The following is a 19,493-nucleotide window of genomic DNA, read 5'->3' as shown; positions in this document are numbered from 1 at the left end:
GCATTGACCACCACGGTGCAACCGGCGAGTTCAGCCGCCAGGCGGTCGACGACGGCGGCCTGCCGGTCAGCCTCCGCGAGTACCCGTGCCGGTGTGTCTGCTGATGCACTGACGCGCGGTGCCCTGACCGGCCTTGCTTCCTCACCTGCCTCCGTGAGCGCCTTGAGGACTGCGCTCCCGACGAAGCCGCTGCCGCCGACGACGGACCAGATCATGAGGCAGCGCCCGTTGCCCGGGGAGTCAGCGCCGGCATCGGCAGCCAGTCGGGATCCCGCAGGACAAAGCGCGACTCGCGCCACCCGTGCCACAGGGAACCGACGCCCGAAAGAGTATGCTCGACCGCGATCAGCCGTACCAGTTCCTTCGCTGCGGTGAGGGCTGTTCCCAGTGCGAATCCGACGCGGTTGAATTGCCCGTACTCCATCAAATACCTTGCGAGATGCCCGCGGTTCCGCATTCCGCAGTAGCGTCCCAGGTTGCTCGAATCGTTCAGATGCCGCAGGCCGAGGTCGATCTGCTTCTGCGGGCGGGCCTTCCGCAGCACAAACTCGTCAATGTAGACAACTGGCTCCCGCTGGGAGATGAGCCAGCCGTAAGTGGTGTCATCGCCGTTGATGAAGAACCGCGGGTCAGGCAGTCCCACCTCGCGGACGACGCCCGCATGCAGGAGAACACCCTCGAAGCACGCCACATTGGTGCGGAAAACCGGAGAAGAAGCGAAGACGTTGCCGGGAATCGGGAAGTGCACGCCAAGGAACGGGTTGAAACGGTGTTGCCAGAAGAAAGGTTCACCGGTGTGGTCGAGGCGCCGGCCGTGCAAGCATCTGTAGTGTTCGAGCCACGGGGAAAAGGCGGCCAGCGCGCCGGGCAGGACTTCGACGTCGTCGTCCATCAGCCACAGCCAGGTCGCGCCGTCGGCCAGCGCGCGCTCAACACCGGCGGAGAAGCCGCCGGAGCCACCGGCATTGACTCCCAGCCGGTGAACCGTCAGCGGGACCGGAAACGAGGCGGCCGCCGCTTCCAGTACCTCACCGGTGGAGTCGGTACTGGCGTTGTCAACGACGACGACGGCGGCAGGCGCCGGATCGAGCTGTCCCAGAGAATCCAGCAGTCGGCTCAAGTAGCCGGCGCGGTTAAAGGTAGTCACCACCACGGTGACGGACGGCTGCGCGGTCATCAATCAGAACCCGAAGTCGGAGGGAGGGCCGAAGCTACGCCCACGCATTCCTGCAGCGTAGGTACGGGCCCAGGAGGCAAGCCCGCGGATATCACCCCTGCGGACGTAGTAGACCGGGTACCCCACCACGTCCGCTACAAAGGAACGCACACGGATGTACCGACGCGTGAGATGTCCGCGGTTCCGGAAGAAGTAGAAGCGCTTGAAGGGTGTTTCCGGAACCAGCACATGGAGCCGGTCGCCGATGACGTGCTGCACTTCAGCCCATCCCGGCGGGTGGCTGAGCGCAACGGTGGTGACCGTACCGAAGGGGATGCCGGCGCGGCGGAGCCTCAGCATGAAGTCAGTTTCATCGCCGCGGATGAACAGGCGTAGATCCGGCAGCCCGACCCGGAAAAAGACGTCGGCGCGGATCAGCGCTCCGTTGAAGAACTGGGCAATGTCCGGAATGAAGCCAAGGTTCTCCACCTGATCCCGATCGTGGGTGGTGCGCCCCTGGATGCGAAAGGGGAAGGAGAGCCGGGTGGAATCGGTCGGTGCGACGATCAGGGGCACGACGACGTCAAGGTTGCGCAGATGGGCGGACTCAAGCAGTTTGCTGAGGACAGCGGTGTCCTCAGGGTGGGCGTCGTCGTCCATGATCCAGATCCACTCGGCGCCGCTCGCCATCGCGGAAAGAATTGCGAGGGAGAAACCGCCGGCGCCGCCCAGATTGGTGGCGGACCGGATGTAGTTCACGGGAGCGCTGGATTGTTCAGCCAGGGCAGAGACGTCCTGTGTGCCCGAGTCAACCAGTGCCACAGATGCGATCGGGTGATCTTGCCGTGCGAGCGCTTCGAGAAGTGTCTGTACGTCATCCGGTCTGTCGAAAGTCACTGCCGCTACAGCCACGGTTTCCTGCAAAACGGTCCTTTCGGCCAGCCTCCGCAACGCTCAGCTCGCGGTGATCGGTCACAGGGAGCACGCATCAGTCGGGCTAGTATTCTCGGGTAGGGAAAGTCTATTACACGGCCCGGACGGCCTTTTCGCGCCGGATCGAAGGGGGCGTGACGCTACGCCAACCGCCCATCCAAAGGAATCATGACACAGACGGATAACCAGAATTCCGCGGCTCGCGTGAATCAGGACGACTCCGCCGGCAGGACAGACAAGCCGGCCCTGTGGTTGTGGTCCCAGTACGCCTTTGATTCCTTCGCGTGGATTGTTGCTGTCTTCCTGGCCGTGATCCTTCGCCTGGAGCTGCTGGTCACCCAGATCAATGTGCCGGGTGCAGTCGTCTTCTGCGCCGTTGCAGTGATCTCCCAGCTGGTTGTCGGGATGAGCTTCGCCCTCTACCGGGGGCGCTATGCGTTCGGTAGCTTCCACGAAGCGCGTCTGCTGGTGATCGTGACGGTGATTGTTTCTGTGATCCTGCTGCTGGTGAGCATCGCTTTCATCAGCGTCATCCAGATCCCGCGAAGCGTGGCTATTATCGCTTTCCCTTTTGCCTGTATCTTCATGGCGTCAACCCGCTATCTGAAGCGTATGTATGTGGAGAGCAAGGCCAAACCCGGCGACGACGCGCAGCGGACCCTGATCTATGGGGCAGGCTTCCTCGGCAAGTCGCTGGTAACCCGGATGATGCAGGATCGGGAGTCCCCCTACTTTCCGGTCGGCCTGATCGATGATGATCCCGCCAAGAAGCACCTGCGGCTCGCCACGGTTCCGGTACTGGGCCGCCTCGAAGATCTGCCCGAGATGGCGCGGCGCACGCGTGCAACCGCCCTCGTCATTGCGTTTTCCGATGTTGAAGCGGCGCAGGTGAGGCGCGTTTCGGACCTCGTCACTGGGCTTAACATACGCGTACTCGTGCTGCCGCCGCTGCGCGAGATGCTCGCTGGAGGCGGAGAGAAGGGCCTCACCGATTTCCGTGAAGTGGCGGTGGAGGATTTGATCGGCCGGCGTCCGGTGGATATCCGCGCTGACGAGGTGGCGGGCTACATCGCCGGCAGGCGGGTTCTGGTGACCGGTGCAGGCGGTTCCATCGGCTCCGAGCTGTGCCGCCAGATCGCAGAGTTCGGGCCAGCGGAACTCATCATGCTTGATCGTGACGAAACGGGACTTCAGACCACCCAGATCTCCCTGACAGGCAGGGGACTGCTGACGGGCAGGGACACAGTCCTTGCCGACATCCGGGAAGCAGACACGCTGCGCGCAATCTTCGTAGACCGCAAACCTGAGGTGGTTTTCCATGCGGCGGCGCTTAAGCACGTGTCCCTGCTTGAGCAGTATCCGGAAGAGGCGTGGAAAACGAACGTCCTTGGCACGCTCAACGTTCTGCGGGCAGCCGAAGCGGCCGGTGTCAGCAACTTCGTAAACATTTCCACGGACAAGGCCGCCAATCCCACCAGCGTTCTTGGTCACTCGAAGCGCGTCGCTGAGAAATTGACGGCCTGGACGGCCGGCGCGGCGGGCGCAAGGTACGTGTCCGTCCGCTTCGGCAACGTTATTGGTAGCCGCGGATCGATGCTGCCGCTATTCACTGAGCAGATCAGGGTGGGCGGACCGATCACTGTCACCGACCCCGAGGTGACCCGCTTCTTCATGACCATCCCTGAAGCCTGCCAGCTCGTCATTCAGGCGGGAGCAATCGGCAGCGGGGGGGAAGTCCTGATCCTCGACATGGGGGAGCCGGTGAAGATTCTGGATGTGGCCCAGCGGATGATCGCAATGTCCGGGAAGGACATCGAAATAGTCTTCACCGGCCTGCGCAAAGGCGAGAAACTACACGAAGACCTTGTGGGGATCGACGAGGACGACGCCCGCCCCCTCCACCCCAAGATTTCGCACACCCGGGTAGCGGCACTTGATCCGGGCATGCTCGACCTGCGTGACTGGAAGGTCAAGGGCGGCATCGAGGCCTATTCCGAGGGCATGCAACCTCCGGCTGAAAAAGGGGCCTGACCATGCTGCTCTGGGTTGTTGTCGGTTCCTCCCTGCTGCTCAGCCTGGTCCTGCCGTTTGGACTGAAGCCGATCCTGCAGAAGCTGGGCGTGCTCGACATCCCCAATGAACGGTCCTCTCACACCTCGGTGGTTATCCGGGGAGTGGGCATCACCGTCGCAGTGGGGATCGTCGTCGGGCTTCTTCTGTCCCTGCTGACCGGCCTGGTCCCGGTAGACCGCTCAGTGGTGCTCATCGTCCTGGCAATCCTTTCAGCGGCGGCCGTACTCGGCTGGATCGAAGACTACCGGGGTCTGTCGATCCGGCTGCGTGCGCTGATCCAGTTGACGATCGGAGCAGTCGGAACCACTGCTCTTGCATGGACGATCGGGCAATCCTACTGGTGGGTGCCGATTGGCGCGCTTGCAGTGGCCGCCTACGTGAATGCCGCCAATTTCATGGACGGCATCAACGGTATCTCCGGCCTCCATGGCGTCCTGGTGGGCGTGTTCTACTCGGTAGCCGGCATGCTCGTGGGCCAGTTCTGGCTTACAGTCGCTGGACTTGTGGTTGCTGCAGCTTTCGCTGGATTCCTGCCCTGGAATCTTGGGCGGGGTTTTGTTTTCCTCGGCGACGTCGGCAGTTATCTGCTGGGCGCGTCCATCGCCGGCATGGCGGTCGCTGGCTTGCTGGCGGGCGTTTACCTCGAGTACCTGCTGTCTCCTGTGCTGATCTATCTGGCCGACACCTTCATCACCTTCCTGCGGCGAGTGAGAGCGGGGGATCGCTGGTACGCCTCGCACCGCGAGCATGTCTACCAGCGTTTGACCGACGTCGGACTCACCCACGTGCAGTCAGCGCTTGTGGTCACCGCGTGCTCTGCACTGGTCGGTGCGGCCGGATTTGTCCTCGCTACGGCACCGGCACCACTGGCGATCGTCTGCTCAGTGTTCGCGGCCGCCGTCGTCGCGCTGTACATCTACTCGCCGAAACTCCTTGCCCGACGACGGCTGATTCCGGCTGACGGTTGAGAAAAGCAACTAAGAGCGGGATCGATTTCTATCTGCTGTAGAATTTCAGGGACCGGCCGGGCTGAGACGCCTGCCCAACCTACCCCTCGATGGACGGAACCCCATGAGCACACCCGACGCACCGCGCGCCAGTGTGTCCCGTGCCTCCGCGTCTGGTCCCACTGAGTCCCTGTGGCTGCGGATCCTGCTGCGTTGCCTCGCTGTCACGGGGGCGGCGCTGGTCATCACCACCGCCATCGCATTCGCGATGAACGGGGGGAGCGGGGCCGCGAGCGTGCTCTTCGGCTACGCCGTGGTGGCACTCTTCTTCGGGCTGAGCCTGCTCATCGGCCATTTCGTCGGTCGGTCGAATCCCAGCGGCGCCCTCGGAATCTTCATGGTCACTTACGCCATCAAGGTGGTCGGCTTTGCCGCTGTCCTGTTTTTTGTCGGTGTCCCCTCCTGGCTGGAACGCACCTGGTTTTTCGGTGCGGCCGTGGGAGCAGTAGTTCTTTGGCAGATTGTCGAGGTCACCGTTTTTGCCAAGGCGCGCCACCAGCTCTACAACGACTGTGACTCGACCGGGTCGTCCGGAACGCAGGCGGTTGATGGACGTGCGTAAAGGAGCCTCCAGCACCGGCTCGGGCTCGGGCGATGAGCGCCCAGAGGCTGACGCGCGCGGTCGCTACGGCGAAGCCGGGTACAACGATGGAATAGCTGTTTTCAGCTACATCATTGGCGGGATCATAGTCTGGAGTTTGATAGGCTGGGGGCTGGACAGTCTCCTGGGGACGCGTTGGATCGTGCTCGCAGGAGGCCTCTTGGGTGCAGTGGGCGGCTTTTATCTCTCCCACAAGCACAACCTCACCCGTTCCAACTCCTCCGGTCCTGGATCAACGCCGGAACGCAGGAGCGGTCCGGAGGAAGGTTCCCCTGAGTAATGTCCCATAACTTCATGCGTCGGAGCAGTAACGCTGTGCCCGATCCAACTCCGCCCAACGATGGACACTGCAGAGAGGAAACGCGTTGATCGCGCTTGCGCTCCCCGCTCAAACCACCACTGAAGAGGGCTTTGTCCCACCCACGATTGAAGAAGCGCACCCGCCGAACATTCTTCCCTGGAATAGTGAATATGGCGTTTGGTTCGCGCCAGGCTTCGGCAAGCAGATGCTGCTGGTCATCCTGTCGGTCATCCTCATCGGCGCATTTTTCTATATAGCCTCCCGCCGTGGTCAACTTGTTCCGGGCAAGATGCAGTTCCTCGGAGAAGCCGCGTACGGCTTCGTGCGTAACTCCATCGGCAAGGACATCATCGGCGGACGCGAGTACATGAAGTATGTGCCGTGGCTCTTCACCGCGTTCTTCTTTATCCTCGTGAACAACATCTTCGGTGCGGTCCCGCTGCTTCAAATCCCCACTTTCTCCCACCCTGGCAGCGCGTACGCGATCGCGGCCATCTTCTACATCCTCTGGATTGCCGTCGGCGTGAAGAAGCATGGCCTGCGCTACTTCAAGCTCGCCGTGGTTCCCTCCGGAGTGCCGTGGTACATCATGCCGCTGGTAGTTCCGATCGAGATCATTTCGAACTTCCTGGTTCGTCCGGTCACCCACTCCCTCCGTTTGTTCGCAACCATGCTGGCAGGTCACCTCATCGTGATGTTGGCCGGCAGCGCGATCGAATTCATGACCCTGTCCGGCAACATCCTCCTGCAGGGAACCGGAGTTTTGGTTCTTGGCGGCGCGGTTGCCATGTACATGCTCGAAGCTTTGATCATGGTTCTCCAGGCCTACGTTTTCACCCTGCTGGCCGCGATCTACATCGAGGGCGCCCTTCATGCGGACGCCCACTAATACCTAACAAAAGTCTTCCCCGCTGGGGATGATCCCAACCAACCTGCCGGCATAGCGCGGCATCTTGAAAGGAAGAAAATGGAAGGCATTATCAACGGCAACATCAACCTCGTAGGCTACGGTCTCTCCGCAATCGGCGGTGGTATCGGTGTGGGCCTCGTGTTCGCCGCGTACATCAACGGTGTTGCTCGTCAGCCGGAGGCGCAGCGTGTACTGCAGCCAATCGCATTCCTTGGCCTGGCACTGACCGAAGCCCTCGCAATCCTCGGTCTGGTCTTCGCCTTCGTTCTCTAGAAGAGTCGCTGGCTGACCAAACGGACTAGTGGTAGAAAGACGGGTGAAACAACATGGATAGCGCAGTCATACTTGCAGCTGAAAGTCCCCTCGCACCGAACCTATGGGAACTATTGGTTACGGTCGCAGGGTTCGCTGTACTGATGTACATCGTTATCAAGTTCGTCATGCCGGCGTTTGAGAAGACGTTTGCAGAGCGGACTGAAGCCATTGAGGGTGGCATCGCAAAGGCGGAGGCCGCACAGGCTGAGGCCAACGCGGCACGCGAGGAGTACAAGCAGCAGCTGGTCGACGCTCGCACCGAGGCGAATCGCATCCGCGAGGAAGCACGTGCTGAGGGCGCCCAGATCCTGGCTGAGCTCAAGGAGAAGGCAGTCGCCGAGGCGAACCGCATCTCCGCGCAGGCTGAGGCACAAATCGAGGCCGACCGTCAGGCAGCTGCTGTCTCACTGCGGGCTGACGTCGGAACCCTTGCCACTGATCTGGCCAGCCGAATTGTCGGCGAGTCCCTGGCTGATGACGCGCGCTCTGCACGCGTTGTCGACCGCTTCCTCGCTGACCTGGAGGCGCAGTCCGCTACCCAGAGCGCAGGTGCAGCCAAATAATGGCAGGCGTATCAAGCCAGTCCCTCACGGCGGCGCGGCAGGAACTTGAGCCTCGTCTCGGCACAGCATCGCTGACGCTGGCCGAGGAATTGTTCGGTGTGCTGGACACACTCGATTCGAACGCCGGGCTCCGCCGCGCCGTCACTGACCCGAATCGCGACGGCGAGCAGAAGGTTGCTTTGTCCACGCGGTTGTTCGCTGGACGGATTTCGCCGGAGGCGTCGGACATCGTTCGCGACCTCGTTGCCCGCCGCTGGGCCAAGCCCCGCGACATCGGTGACGCACTGGAAGCGCTCGCCGCAACCGTCGCTATTGCGGTGGCCGAAAACAGGGGACAGGGAATCCGAGGGCTCGAGGGACTTGAGAACGATCTCTTCTCATTCCTGAGCGTCGTTGGCTCGAACCACGATCTGCAGCGCGCATTGTCTGAACCCCAGGCAGAAGGATCAGCGAAAGTGGCCCTTGCGCTGAAGCTCGTTCCCTCGGCCGGAGATGAAGCCAGGCTTCTGATCCGTCAGGCGGTTCTGTCGCCGCGTGGCCTGCGGCCGTCGGCGTTGGTTGAACGCTTTGTCGAGCTTGTTGCACTGCGCCAGGAGCGCTGGATTGCTACCGTCAGCGTTACCCGTCCGCTGTCGGACGAGCAATTGGCCCGGCTCCAGGCAGGGCTGAATGCGCTCTACGGGCGAGACCTCAAGGTCAATGTCAGCGTGGATCCGTCCCTCGTGGGCGGCGTTCGCGTGAAGGTGGGAGACGAAGTGGTTGACGCCACGGCGGTAAGCCGTCTGTCCGAACTCCGTCGAAAGATGGCCGTTTAGCTGCGGACAAGGCAACGCTGAAGCTCGCGGGCTTCGACTACAGACGAAAACAAAACGGTCACCGCTTACCGGCGGTGGTCACAACACAGGAGAGCAGGGACTGCAGATGGCCGAATTGACCATCAACGCCGACGACGTCCGTAATGCGTTGAACGAGTTCGCGGCGTCCTACGAACCCGGAAACGCGGAGCGGGTCGAAGTTGGCCGCGTAACATCCGCGAGCGACGGCATCGCCAGGGTAGAGGGACTTCCCTCGGTCATGGCAAACGAGCTGCTGCGTTTCGAAGACGGCACGCTGGGCCTCGCCCAGAACCTCGACACCCGTGAAATCGGTGTCGTTGTCCTCGGTGACTACACCGGTATCGAAGAAGGTCAGGAAGTACACCGGACCGGAGAGATTCTCTCCGTTCCCGTGGGCGACGCCTTCCTTGGCCGTGTGGTTGACCCCCTTGGGCAGCCGATCGACGACCTCGGTGAGATTAAGGCAGAGGCGCGTCGTGCACTTGAGCTCCAGGCGCCGGGCGTAACGCAGCGCAAGTCGGTGCACGAGCCGATGCAGACCGGCCTCAAGGCCATCGACGCCATGATCCCGATCGGCCGCGGACAGCGCCAGCTCATCATCGGTGACCGCCAGACCGGCAAGACGGCCATCGCCGTCGACACCATCATCAACCAGAAGGCCAACTGGGCATCCGGAGACGTGCAGAAGCAGGTCCGCTGCATCTACGTCGCCATCGGCCAGAAGGCTTCGACCATCGCGGCCGTTCGCCAGACGTTGGAGGACAAGGGCGCCCTGGAGTACACCACCATCGTGGCGTCGCCTGCCTCGGACCCGGCCGGCTTCAAGTACCTTGCTCCCTACGCGGGTTCAGCCATCGGCCAGCACTGGATGTACGGCGGCAAGCACGTACTGATCATCTTTGATGATCTCTCCAAGCAGGCTGAGGCCTACCGCGCGGTGTCGCTGCTGCTGCGCCGCCCGCCAGGACGCGAAGCCTACCCGGGCGACGTGTTCTACCTGCACTCCCGCTTGCTGGAGCGTTGCGCGAAGCTCTCGGACGAGTTGGGCGCAGGTTCGATGACCGGCCTTCCGTTGGTCGAAACCAAGGCGAACGACGTGTCGGCCTACATCCCGACCAACGTCATCTCCATTACTGATGGTCAGATCTTCCTTCAGTCAGACCTGTTCAACGCCAACCAGCGGCCCGCCGTTGATGTCGGTGTGTCCGTGTCCCGCGTGGGCGGTGCCGCGCAGGTGAAGGCAATGAAGAAGGTTTCGGGTACGTTGAAACTCGATCTCGCCCAGTACCGTGACATGCAGGCGTTCGCCATGTTCGCTTCGGACCTGGACGCTGCCTCCCGTCAGCAGCTGACCCGCGGGGCACGCCTCATGGAGTTGCTGAAGCAGGGCCAGTACGCGCCGTTCCCCATGGAGGAGCAGGTCGTTTCGATCTGGGCCGGCACCAATGGGTACCTTGACGATGTACCGGTTGAGGACATCCGCAAGTTCGAGTCCCAGTTCCTGGAGCACCTGCGCCACAAGTCCTCAGTGCTGACCACGCTGGCGCAGACCAATAAGCTCGAAGACTCCACTGTGGATGAGCTCAAGTCCCACATCACGGACTTCAAGCAGGGGTTCTTCGGCGAAGGTCATGATGGTCTTGTCGCAGGCCACGAGGAACACAGCCCACTCGATGAGGGCTCCGTGGACCAGGAAAAGATCGTCAAGCAGAAGCGCTAACGGCGCGGGCGTTCGCGCGCACCGCGCGCGAACGCCCGATGCCTGAACCGTAGTTCCTTTCATAGGGACTACGAAGGAAAGGACAAGTATGGGAGCCCAGATCCGGGTCTACCGCCAGAAGATCGTGTCGACGACGTCGATGCGGAAGATCTTCAAGGCGATGGAACTGATCGCCACCTCTCGCATTGGCAAGGCACGCGCCCGCGTGTCGTCGTCACTGCCCTATGCCAATGCCATCACCCGTGCGGTTTCCGCTGTTGCGTCGCAGTCCGAGATTGATCACCCACTGACCACCGAGCCGGAGCAGATCCGGCGGGCGGCAGTGCTCATCATGACCTCGGACAGAGGCCTGGCGGGCTCCTACTCGGCCACTGTGCTGAAGCAGGCGGAAGCTCTCCTTGAGCTTCTCCGCGAGGAGGGTAAGGAAGTCAAGACCTATCTGATCGGCCGGAAAGCCCAGGCGTACTTTGATTTCCGCGGTCGTCCCTACGAGCAGGTCTGGACGGGCGGCACGGATGCGCCCGAGTTCGAGACCGCGCGTGAGGTTGGCGCCGTGCTTCTGGAGCAGTTCGGAACCGACTTCGAGGACGGTGGTGTTGACGAGATCCACGTCGTCTACACGCGTTTCCGTTCGATGGTCACCCAGGAACCGACGGTCATTCGTCTTCTGCCGCTTGAGGTTGTCGAAGAGGAAGCAGCGAGCGAGTCGGACATCCTTCCCCTGTACGAGTACGAGCCGGAACCCGAAAGAGTTCTTGATGCGCTGCTTCCGCGGTACATCGAGTCCCGGATCTTCGCAGCGCTGCTTCAGGCGGCTGCGAGCGAGCTCGCAGCACGCCAGCGTGCCATGAAGTCGGCGGGCGACAACGCGACCGAACTGATCAAAAAGTACACGCGCCTTCGCAACACCGCCCGCCAGGCGGAAATCACGCAGGAGCTTTCGGAGATCGTGGCAGGTGCGGACGCACTAAGCGCGTCCTGACCCCCCCCGGCCTCCGCGGACCCCACGGGGTTCCCAACCGCACTACCATTAGCACCACGCCATCTACTGAATGAAGTGAGAGAGATGACTGCCCAGACTGTTGAGAACAGTACGGACTCAGTTGCCCCCGGCGCGACCGGCCGCATAGCCCGTGTCATCGGCCCGGTTGTCGACGTTGAGTTTCCGGCTGACGCCATTCCCGCCATCTACAATGCGCTGACCACCGAGGTGACCCTCAACGGTGAGACGCGCATGATCACCTTCGAGACCTCGCAGCATCTGGGCGACAATCTCGTGCGTGCGATCTCCCTGCAGGCGACCGACGGCCTGGTGCGCGGTACCACCGTTCAGGACACCGGCTCTGCCATTTCGGTTCCCGTCGGAGACGTCGTGAAGGGCCACATCTTCAACGTTCTGGGCAAGCCGCTCGACGTCGAGGAATCGCAGCTGGAGATCACCGAGCGCTGGCCAATCCACCGCAAGGCTCCCTCCTTCGCCTCGCTTGAGGGCTCCACCGAGATGCTTGAAACCGGAATCAAGAGCATTGACCTTCTTACCCCCTACATCAAGGGTGGAAAGATCGGTCTCTTCGGCGGTGCCGGAGTGGGCAAGACGGTGCTGATCCAGGAAATGATCACCCGCGTGGCACGCAACTTCGGTGGTACCTCGGTCTTCGCCGGCGTCGGTGAGCGTACCCGTGAAGGAAACGACCTCTGGGTCGAAATGGAAGAGGCCGGCGTCTTGAAGGACACCGCCCTTGTCTTCGGTCAGATGGATGAGCCGCCAGGCACGCGCCTGCGGGTTGCGCTGTCCGCACTCACCATGGCGGAATACTTCCGCGATGTTCAGAAGCAGGACGTGCTGCTCTTCATCGACAACATCTTCCGTTTCACCCAGGCAGGTTCCGAGGTGTCGACCCTGCTGGGCCGCATGCCGTCGGCCGTGGGCTACCAGCCCAACCTGGCAGATGAGATGGGCCTCCTCCAGGAGCGCATCACGTCCACCAAGGGCCACTCCATCACTTCGATGCAGGCCATTTACGTGCCGGCGGATGACTACACGGACCCGGCCCCGGCCACCACGTTCGCGCACCTCGATGCAACCACGGAACTGTCGCGTGAGATCGCTTCACGCGGTCTGTACCCGGCCATCGATCCGCTGACCTCCACGTCGCGGATCCTCGATCCGCAGTACATCGGTCACGATCACTACAACACCGCTGTGCGCGTCAAGCAGATCCTGCAGAAGAACAAGGAACTCCAGGACATCATCGCCATCCTCGGTGTCGATGAGCTGTCCGAAGAAGACAAGATTGTTGTTTCGCGCGCACGCCGCATCCAGCAGTTCCTGTCGCAGAACACCTACACGGCAAAGCAGTTCACCGGTGTCGAGGGCTCGACCGTGAGCATCAAGGACACGATCGAGGGCTTCAACGCCATCGCCAACGGCGATCTCGACCACATTGCCGAGCAGGCGTTCTTCAACATCGGCGGTCTTGACGACGTCGAGCGTCAGTGGGCACGGATTCAAGAGCAGAGCGGAAAGTAAGCTCCATGGCTGAACTCGAAGTCGAAATCGTCGCGGCGGACCACTTCGTGTGGTCCGGCGCGGCGACCATGGTCAAGGGCCGCACTGCTGACGGCGAGATCGGGATCCTTCCCGGACACTCTCCGGTGCTCGCGATCCTCGCAGAAGGAGAGCTCGCCATCCAGCCGGTCTCCGGCGAACGGCTCATCGTCGGCGTTGATGGCGGCTTCTTCTCAGTGGACAGCAACCGTGTGGTTATTGTTGCCGACAATGCCAGGATCGGCGGTTCAGTGACCGCAGACGCTAAGTAGCGTAAGGCCTGATGGACGGCATCGGTATCACGTTCATCTCGCTTGCTGCGCTCTTTGCCCTGCTGGTCTTCATGGTCGGTGCTTTTTGTCTGCGCCGCTTTCAGTTGCGCACCGCGCTGGGAACCTTCGACGCCTCCATCCGCCTCCCGAGCAAGGGCTGGCGGATGGGGGTTTGTCGTTATACAGACAAGCACCTTGAGTGGTTACGGCTGGTCTCGCTCAGCCCACGACCCCGTCAGCGGTACCTACGCAGCTCGCTCGAACTGAAAGGCTGGCGTCAGCCCACTGAGGTGGAAAAGGCCCGTATCCAGCCGGGGGCAATAGTGGTGACGCTGAGTTACGAGGGGACCGAGGTGCTTCTCGCGATGAAGTTCGACGTCTATGCCGGTTTGTCCTCCTGGTTGGAAGCAGGCCCGGTGATAGGCATCGGTACGTGGCGCTGATGTTCGTGCACGGCAGGGCAGCAGGAACCAGTTAAATAGTTTGGGCCCCCGCACAAGTGGGGGCCCAAACTATGTGCTTCAACTCGAGTTACAGCGCGGTGACGCCTGTAGCCTGGGGACCCTTGGCGCCCTGGCCGATCTCGAACTGTACTCGCTGATTTTCATCGAGGCTCCGGAATCCTCCGGTCTGGATCTCGGAGTAGTGAACAAAGACATCGCCCTCGGAGTCGTCCGGCGTGATGAAGCCGAAGCCCTTTTCAGCGTTGAACCACTTGACGGTTCCCTGTGCCATTTATATTTCTCCTCATAATGGAACATATTTCTGAATCGACACACTGTATGCCGACCGCGAGTTACTTCGCGTGAATTCCATCGAGGACAAGAACGACCCTGCACCTACGACAAGCTTCACGCTCGCAACCTGTCTTGCGAGCATGAAAACCACGTACACAAAGACTGAAATAAGCATCACATAGCCGTATGGGCTGGTCAACGGACATTCCGACGATTAAACCGATTGTTAAGCGGGAATTCGAATATCCGGATGCTCAGGATTGCGGTAAGCGGTTCAAACCGTCACCGCGGTCCCCCAGATCCGGACAGCGGTTAGAACAGGCGCGAATCCGCATCGTCAACACCGCGCATTGCATCATAGTCAAGTGTCAGGCAATCGATTCCCCGGTCTTGAGCCAGCACCCGCGCCTGGGGCTTGATCTGCTGTGCCGCGAAAATGCCTTTGACCGGAGCCATCAGCGGATTGCGGTTCAGTAGTTCGAGGTACCGGGTGAGTTGTTCGACACCGTCAATATCGCCACGGCGCTTCAGCTCAATGGCGACCGTGCGGCCCTCGCCGTCCCGGGCAAGAATATCCACCGGACCAATTGCGGTCATGTATTCGCGGCGGATGAGCGAGTAGCCGTCGCCGAGAAGGCTGATCTGCTCCGCGAGCAGCCGCTGCAGGTCTGCTTCGACGCCGTCCTTGATCAGGCCGGGGTCCACGCCGAGATCATGCGAACTTTCATGCAGTAGCTCATGGATGCTGATGACCAGGCGGTCATCGCTCTTGGCATGCTGGACGTTCCAGGTTTCGGTGACCCCCAGCTCGGCATCCTCGGCTGCCGGCTCGAGGATCCTCACGGTGGCAGGCGGGCTCATCCAGTTCAGCGGCTTGTAGGAGCCGCCGTCGGAATGGACCAGAACCGAGCCGTCCGCCTTGACCATGAGCAGTCTGGTCGCGAGGGGAAGATGGGCGCGGAGGCGTCCGATGTAATCGACGGAGCAGCGGGCAATGACTAAACGCACCCTGTGCACACTACCCGCCCCAGGGCAGTTTCCCGTTCTCAGGGCGCCCGGTGCAGACTTGATCCATGCCCCGTTCGAACCAGCCGAGGAAGTCGCGCGCCCAGCCGCGCCGCAAGTGGTCCGAGGCGCCGGAGCTCGATCTGGAGCGGGCCAGGGCGGGCATTCCCACGAGGGAATCCGGTCGTGACGGCGTCTGGTCGGTGCGGCGAATCACCGAACAGAACGCTTCCAAGCACTATCTGTGTCCCGGCTGCCACCGGGACATTCCACCCGGCGTCGCCCATCTGGTGGCGTGGCAGGAAGACTCGCTGTTCGGAGCCGAGACTGCGCTGGCCGACCGGCGGCATTGGCATCTGGCGTGCTGGCGTACCCGCCGGTCGGGGTAAGTAGACTGGATCAGGTGACCAGCTCAGAGCCCGCGTACCAGTTTTCCGAAAGTTCCGAACCGGCCGAAATCAGGGCGGGTACGGTCTTGCCTGCTGACCGCCGAAATATCGAACTGACGACGGCGGATGGCAAGACGCTGGTGGGCGAGTTTGCCGCACCTGTGGGTAGGGTCCCGGCTGCAACGCTCGTGACTTTGCATCCCTTGCCGACAGCAGGCGGTTTCATGGACTCCCACGTCTACCGGAAGGCCTCATTTCGGTTGCCGGCGCTGGCGGACATCGCGGTGCTCAGATTCAACACCCGGGGCACCTGCTCACCTCGGGGGTGCAGTGACGGGGAGTTCGACGGCGGCGGCCTGGAGCAGCATGACCTGCAGGCTGCGGTGCAGTGGGTGGTCAACGAGGGCCTGACCAACGTCTGGCTGGTCGGCTGGAGCTTCGGCACAGAGCTGTGCCTGAAATATGGGGCGAGGGAGCCGGTCGCCGAGTACATCGAGGGCGCCGTCCTGCTGTCTCCGCCGCTGCACAGGGCCACGGACGCAGATCTCGACTCCTGGGCGGAAGCGGAGCTGCCCCTGCATGTCCTCGTTCCCGAGCACGACGACTACCTTCAGCCGCCGGAGGCGGTTAGCCGCTTCGCCCGGGTGCCGCAGGCCCGGGTAACCGGGGTGGACGGCGCCAAGCACCTGTGGGTGGGGGAGAAGTACGTGAGCCGCGTACTGGAGGAGGTCGCCGCCGTCGTACTCGGTAAGCCTGGTGCCCTGGCAACAGAATGGAACGGACCCACGGCACGGGCTGACTAGCGCCTTCGGCAGCTGGACCTGCCGCTACTGGTTGTCCTGGCGGGCGATGAAGACTTCCTTCAAAAGCAGCATCGCGCCGGCTGCCAGCGGAATGGCGATGAGGGCGCCGAGCACTCCGAGCAGGCTCCCGCCCGCAATCACCGCGATGACGGCGATCGCGCCGGGTACCGCCACAGCCTTCTGCATGATCCGCGGAGAGATGAAGTACGCCTCTACCTGGAGATAGGCAACGTACAGCACTGCGAACAGCGCTGCGGTCTGCCAGCCCACGGTGAGCGCCACCAGACTGACGACGACGGCGGCAATCACCGCGCCGACCAACGGTATGAATGCGAGCATTGCCACGACGAAAGCAAGCAGTACCGAGAACGGCACATCCGCGATGGTCATGAAGATGAAGGCGAAGGTTGCGTTCAGCAGGGCCACGCAGGCCTGGCCGATGACGTAGTTGCCCACACTGCGGGTGATCTCCTCGGCGAGCCGCTCGACCCGGGGCCGGCGCGAGCGGGGAGCAAGACGGTACGCCCATTTCTTCATCGCGGGCAGCGATGCGAGGAAGTACAGCGTGAGCACCAGAATCACGAGAACGCCGAACAGGCTGTTGAGGATTACGGTGCCCACACCCAGAACACCGCCGAAGATGCCGCCGACCGCTTCCGAGTTGGCGAAAAACCTGTTGACTTCCTCGGTTGCGCGTTCCCGTACCTCGAACTGCTGGTCAACCGTCTGGAAGAAGTCGGACGCCAGGAACTCCCGCGCGTAACCGGGCGCGCGTTCGACCAGTTGGGCGGTCTGCGAGACAATCGTCGGGATCAGGACCGCAAAGAAACCCACGATGATGCCAACAAGCATCACCAAGGCCAAAGTGATGCCGGCGGGGCGGGGCACGTTTCGGTTCTCAAGCCAGCGAACGATGGGGTCGAGCCCGAGTGCTATGAAAAGCGCTGCGCCGATCCAGACAAGAAGCTGGCCGACATTGGTGATCATGAAGTATGCCAGTAGCGCAAGCCCTGCACCGACGCTCGCCATGAAGCCGAAGTGAATTGGATGCTGGCGCATCGATCGCGGCTGCGGGCCACCGAACTTGAGGCGATCGTCGCTGATGCTGACTGACTCGTCGACGGGCACCTCCTCGCCGCGTTCGGGCGGGAATTCGAACCGCGGCCGGGGCTGCGCCACGGGCACCAGGTGCCGCAGGCGTGCCAAGGCGAAGCCCAGCCCCCGCCGGCGCACCTCGACGCGCGGTGCAGGTTCTTCTACGCGGGGAGCCTCCGGCGCGGAGTTCACTGACGATACCGGGCGAGGCAGCGGCTCGCTGATCGGCACGTCTTCGGGTTCACTCACGTATGTCCGCTTTCATTTGCCTGTTGGCGCTGCAGCGCCGGATGCATGACTAGCGAAACAGTAACAGGAGCGGCGGGCCCTCCGCCGGAAACTCCTGGGCGGCGCCGCGCGTTGTCAAGGGGGTCCTCGCAGGCGTCGGCGGCCGACGGGTCCGCTGGGTGCATTTTCGTTACGATGGGATCTGGTCCGATTCTCGGGGTAATGCTCGGGCTTGACTCAATCCAACGTTAGGTTTCTCGCGTGCGCTTTCCTCTTGCTGCTCCGATCATGGTGATCGGTGCGTTGCTCGTCGTACTGGGTATCGGTCAGCTCACGTGGTGGGCGCCGTCGGAGACGGTAACGGTCGGCGTCCCCGCAGACGTTCGCAGCGGTCCGGTCACAGTGATCGATGCCGGCGCCAAGGAGGCAGACGACGGCGAGATGGACATCACGGTCCAGTCGGAGGGCACGTTCACTCTTGCCGTGGGCAGGGCGTCCGACGTCGATGCCTGGGTGGCGGATGCAGCACACCTGACGGTCACGGGCGTAGGAGAGGATCAACTGCTCACCGAGTTTACGGAGGGCGTAGAGTCGGTTCCGAACCCTTCGGGGTCTGATCTGTGGACAAGCGAGGAGACCGCTGACGGTACTTTGACCCATCGTTGGCTGGACCCGGGGGAGGGTGAGTGGTCCATCCTGATCGCTGCTGACGGCGAAAATCCTGCGCCCACTGCTGTCTCAATCACCAGCCCCAACGACACGGCGACTCCCTGGGCGGTTCCGTTACTGATCCTCGGCGCTCTGCTGTTGGTTCTCGGGATCGCACTTGCCTTCATCAAGCCGCGCAAGACCCGGCGGGAACCGGCCACCGTCGGCTCCCGCGCCTACGCACGCCAGCAGGCGCACCGCCAAGGCCGTGGAACCGCCTTTTCTGCTCACCAGGTCCGTCCGTTGGCAGCACTGGGTCTGGCCGCCGCGCTTGGCTTGACCGGTACGGCCGTGGGTACTGCGTCGGAATCCGAATCTGCAACGCCGGGCGAGTCAGCGCCGGGCGAGGAAGCAACGCCGGCCGAGGAAGCAACGCCGGCCGAGGAAGCAGAGGGTACGCAATACCCGGTTCTCCTCGAGAGCCAGCTGGACCGGATCCTCGCAACAGTAGCCACCTCCGTGACAGAGGCTGACGCTGCCGCGGACGCTACGCTGCTTGAGCAGCGTGTCGCAGGTGCCGCCGCAACTCTGCGAACCGCAAACTACTCCGTCCGTTCGCAGGCGGACGATGTGCCGGCACCCACGCCGGTAGCTGCGGATCCGGTACTCGCGAGCATGATCCCCACAGGAAATGACTGGCCGCGCACCGTCGTCGCGCTGACGCAGGGGGAGTCGAACCCGGTGCCGCAGGCCCTCGTGCTTGTCCAGGAGGATCCCCGGTCCAATTACAGGCTCACCTCCTCTATCCAGATGCTGCCGGGCACGACCTTCCCTACGGCGGGATCGCCGGAGGGGCTCCAGGAGATACCGGTCGACGGCGGAGAGGACCTCGTTGCCTCTCCTCAGGACGCGGTTGCTGCAATCGCCGATTATCTGACCAGTCCGGACGGCGGCAACGCGGGGACGTTCGAACCCAACTCCTTCGCGGACGCGATCACCTCTTTCCAATCCGACGTTGTAGCCGACGCCGGGAATGATTCGGCCGAGATCACTTTCACCCACGAGCCGGTTGCCGAGCACACCAGTGCTATCTCCACCGGTGACGGTGGAGCGATGGTATTCGGATACCTCGAGCACACTTACAGCAGCGTTCCGGAAGGCCCCGGCGACTCGATCGCACTGGAGGGAACGGTCTATGAGACGCTCACCGGCGAGGAGTCCACCGAGGAAGGCATCGACGTCCGGTATGGCGAAGCGGTGATGATGTACGTCCCGGCTGCAGGCAGCGAGAAGAAGATTACTGTGATCGGTGCTGCCCAGCAGCTCCTTTCCGCTGAACTGCGTTGACGACCG

22 protein-coding genes are annotated in these 19,493 nt (G+C 62.4%); 16 read left to right on the top strand and 6 right to left on the bottom strand.

The window, feature by feature from the left end; translation table 11 throughout:
• The 3 genes from P4U43_RS10045 to P4U43_RS10035 all read right to left on the bottom strand — a co-directional run.
• The coding region (locus tag P4U43_RS10045) for an NAD-dependent epimerase/dehydratase family protein (protein ID WP_277358614.1) at positions 1–215 on the bottom strand (215 nt) is incomplete at its 3' end.
• Positions 212–1,177, bottom strand: a complete 966-nt coding sequence (locus tag P4U43_RS10040; RefSeq protein ID WP_277358613.1) for a glycosyltransferase — start codon at positions 1,175–1,177, stop codon at positions 212–214. The genes P4U43_RS10040 and P4U43_RS10045, both read right to left, overlap by 4 nt.
• A 3-nt stretch (positions 1,178–1,180) precedes the next feature.
• The gene (locus tag P4U43_RS10035; protein ID WP_277358612.1) at positions 1,181–2,080 is read right to left on the bottom strand and encodes a glycosyltransferase; all 900 of its coding nucleotides are present in this window, start codon (positions 2,078–2,080) and stop codon (positions 1,181–1,183) included.
• A 177-nt stretch (positions 2,081–2,257) separates the two neighbouring features.
• Here P4U43_RS10035 and P4U43_RS10030 point away from each other — a divergent pair, with 177 nt between their 5' ends.
• The 13 genes from P4U43_RS10030 (at position 2,258) to P4U43_RS09970 (ending at position 13,678) form a co-directional block, all read left to right on the top strand.
• A complete protein-coding gene (locus P4U43_RS10030; protein WP_277358611.1) occupies positions 2,258–4,120 on the top strand; it encodes a polysaccharide biosynthesis protein in 1,863 nt (620 codons plus the stop codon).
• Between the two features lie 2 nt (positions 4,121–4,122).
• Positions 4,123–5,130: an MraY family glycosyltransferase gene (locus tag P4U43_RS10025; protein ID WP_277358610.1), complete on the top strand. Its 1,008-nt coding sequence runs from the start codon at positions 4,123–4,125 to the stop codon at positions 5,128–5,130.
• 103 nt (positions 5,131–5,233) lie between these two features.
• Positions 5,234–5,731 (top strand): hypothetical protein, encoded by a 498-nt coding sequence (locus tag P4U43_RS10020; RefSeq protein WP_277358609.1) that lies wholly within the window; start codon positions 5,234–5,236, stop codon positions 5,729–5,731.
• A complete protein-coding gene (locus P4U43_RS10015; protein WP_404800719.1) occupies positions 5,718–6,050 on the top strand; it encodes a hypothetical protein in 333 nt (110 codons plus the stop codon). The genes P4U43_RS10020 and P4U43_RS10015 overlap by 14 nt, the downstream gene beginning before the upstream one ends.
• Before the next feature lie 85 nt (positions 6,051–6,135).
• Positions 6,136–6,960, top strand: coding sequence for a F0F1 ATP synthase subunit A (gene atpB / locus P4U43_RS10010; RefSeq protein WP_277358607.1), 825 nt, complete (start codon positions 6,136–6,138; stop codon positions 6,958–6,960).
• Positions 6,961–7,038: 78 nt separating this feature from the next.
• Entirely contained in the window at positions 7,039–7,254 is a 216-nt protein-coding gene (atpE, locus tag P4U43_RS10005) for an ATP synthase F0 subunit C (RefSeq protein ID WP_204531175.1), read from the top strand.
• A 53-nt stretch (positions 7,255–7,307) separates the two neighbouring features.
• Positions 7,308–7,859 (top strand): F0F1 ATP synthase subunit B, encoded by a 552-nt coding sequence (locus P4U43_RS10000; protein ID WP_204531172.1) that lies wholly within the window; start codon positions 7,308–7,310, stop codon positions 7,857–7,859.
• Complete coding sequence (locus P4U43_RS09995; RefSeq protein WP_277358606.1) at positions 7,859–8,674, top strand: F0F1 ATP synthase subunit delta; 816 nt, start codon at positions 7,859–7,861, stop codon at positions 8,672–8,674. Before P4U43_RS10000 ends, P4U43_RS09995 begins: the two co-directional genes overlap by 1 nt.
• 106 nt (positions 8,675–8,780) lie before the next feature.
• Positions 8,781–10,415, top strand: coding sequence for a F0F1 ATP synthase subunit alpha (atpA, locus tag P4U43_RS09990; protein ID WP_056548099.1), 1,635 nt, complete (start codon positions 8,781–8,783; stop codon positions 10,413–10,415).
• 88 nt (positions 10,416–10,503) lie between these two features.
• Entirely contained in the window at positions 10,504–11,397 is an 894-nt protein-coding gene (locus P4U43_RS09985) for a F0F1 ATP synthase subunit gamma (RefSeq protein WP_056548101.1), read from the top strand.
• An 84-nt stretch (positions 11,398–11,481) separates the two neighbouring features.
• A complete protein-coding gene (gene atpD, locus P4U43_RS09980; protein ID WP_277358605.1) occupies positions 11,482–12,945 on the top strand; it encodes a F0F1 ATP synthase subunit beta in 1,464 nt (487 codons plus the stop codon).
• A gap of 5 nt (positions 12,946–12,950) precedes the next feature.
• Positions 12,951–13,235, top strand: coding sequence for a F0F1 ATP synthase subunit epsilon (locus P4U43_RS09975; protein WP_056548103.1), 285 nt, complete (start codon positions 12,951–12,953; stop codon positions 13,233–13,235).
• An 11-nt stretch (positions 13,236–13,246) separates the two neighbouring features.
• Positions 13,247–13,678, top strand: coding sequence for a DUF2550 domain-containing protein (locus tag P4U43_RS09970; protein ID WP_277358604.1), 432 nt, complete (start codon positions 13,247–13,249; stop codon positions 13,676–13,678).
• A gap of 88 nt (positions 13,679–13,766) precedes the next feature.
• On the opposite strand, the gene P4U43_RS09965 is transcribed toward P4U43_RS09970, so the two are convergent.
• Together P4U43_RS09965 and nucS are read right to left on the bottom strand one after the other, a co-directional pair.
• Complete coding sequence (locus tag P4U43_RS09965) at positions 13,767–13,970, bottom strand: cold-shock protein (protein ID WP_056548105.1); 204 nt, start codon at positions 13,968–13,970, stop codon at positions 13,767–13,769.
• 314 nt (positions 13,971–14,284) lie between these two features.
• Positions 14,285–14,980, bottom strand: coding sequence for an endonuclease NucS (gene nucS / locus P4U43_RS09960; RefSeq protein WP_277358603.1), 696 nt, complete (start codon positions 14,978–14,980; stop codon positions 14,285–14,287).
• 65 nt (positions 14,981–15,045) lie between these two features.
• Here nucS and P4U43_RS09955 point away from each other — a divergent pair, with 65 nt between their 5' ends.
• On the top strand, positions 15,046–15,366 hold the full coding sequence (locus P4U43_RS09955; protein ID WP_277358602.1) for a hypothetical protein: 321 nt from the start codon (positions 15,046–15,048) through the stop codon (positions 15,364–15,366).
• A gap of 14 nt (positions 15,367–15,380) precedes the next feature.
• A complete protein-coding gene (locus P4U43_RS09950) occupies positions 15,381–16,169 on the top strand; it encodes an alpha/beta hydrolase (protein ID WP_277358601.1) in 789 nt (262 codons plus the stop codon).
• A 24-nt stretch (positions 16,170–16,193) separates the two neighbouring features.
• Here P4U43_RS09950 and P4U43_RS09945 read toward each other — a convergent pair whose 3' ends face one another.
• Complete coding sequence (locus P4U43_RS09945; RefSeq protein ID WP_056548110.1) at positions 16,194–17,513, bottom strand: AI-2E family transporter; 1,320 nt, start codon at positions 17,511–17,513, stop codon at positions 16,194–16,196.
• 240 nt (positions 17,514–17,753) lie between these two features.
• Here P4U43_RS09945 and P4U43_RS09940 point away from each other — a divergent pair, with 240 nt between their 5' ends.
• A complete protein-coding gene (locus P4U43_RS09940) occupies positions 17,754–19,487 on the top strand; it encodes a hypothetical protein (protein WP_277358600.1) in 1,734 nt (577 codons plus the stop codon).
• Positions 19,488–19,493 lie beyond the last annotated feature (6 nt).

Source organism: Arthrobacter vasquezii (genome assembly GCF_029455255.1).
Taxonomy (GTDB): Bacteria; Actinomycetota; Actinomycetes; order Actinomycetales; family Micrococcaceae; genus Arthrobacter_D; species Arthrobacter_D parietis.
The sequence above is the reverse complement of the archived record's forward strand: the minus strand, read 5'-3'. Positions and strand labels throughout refer to the sequence as shown.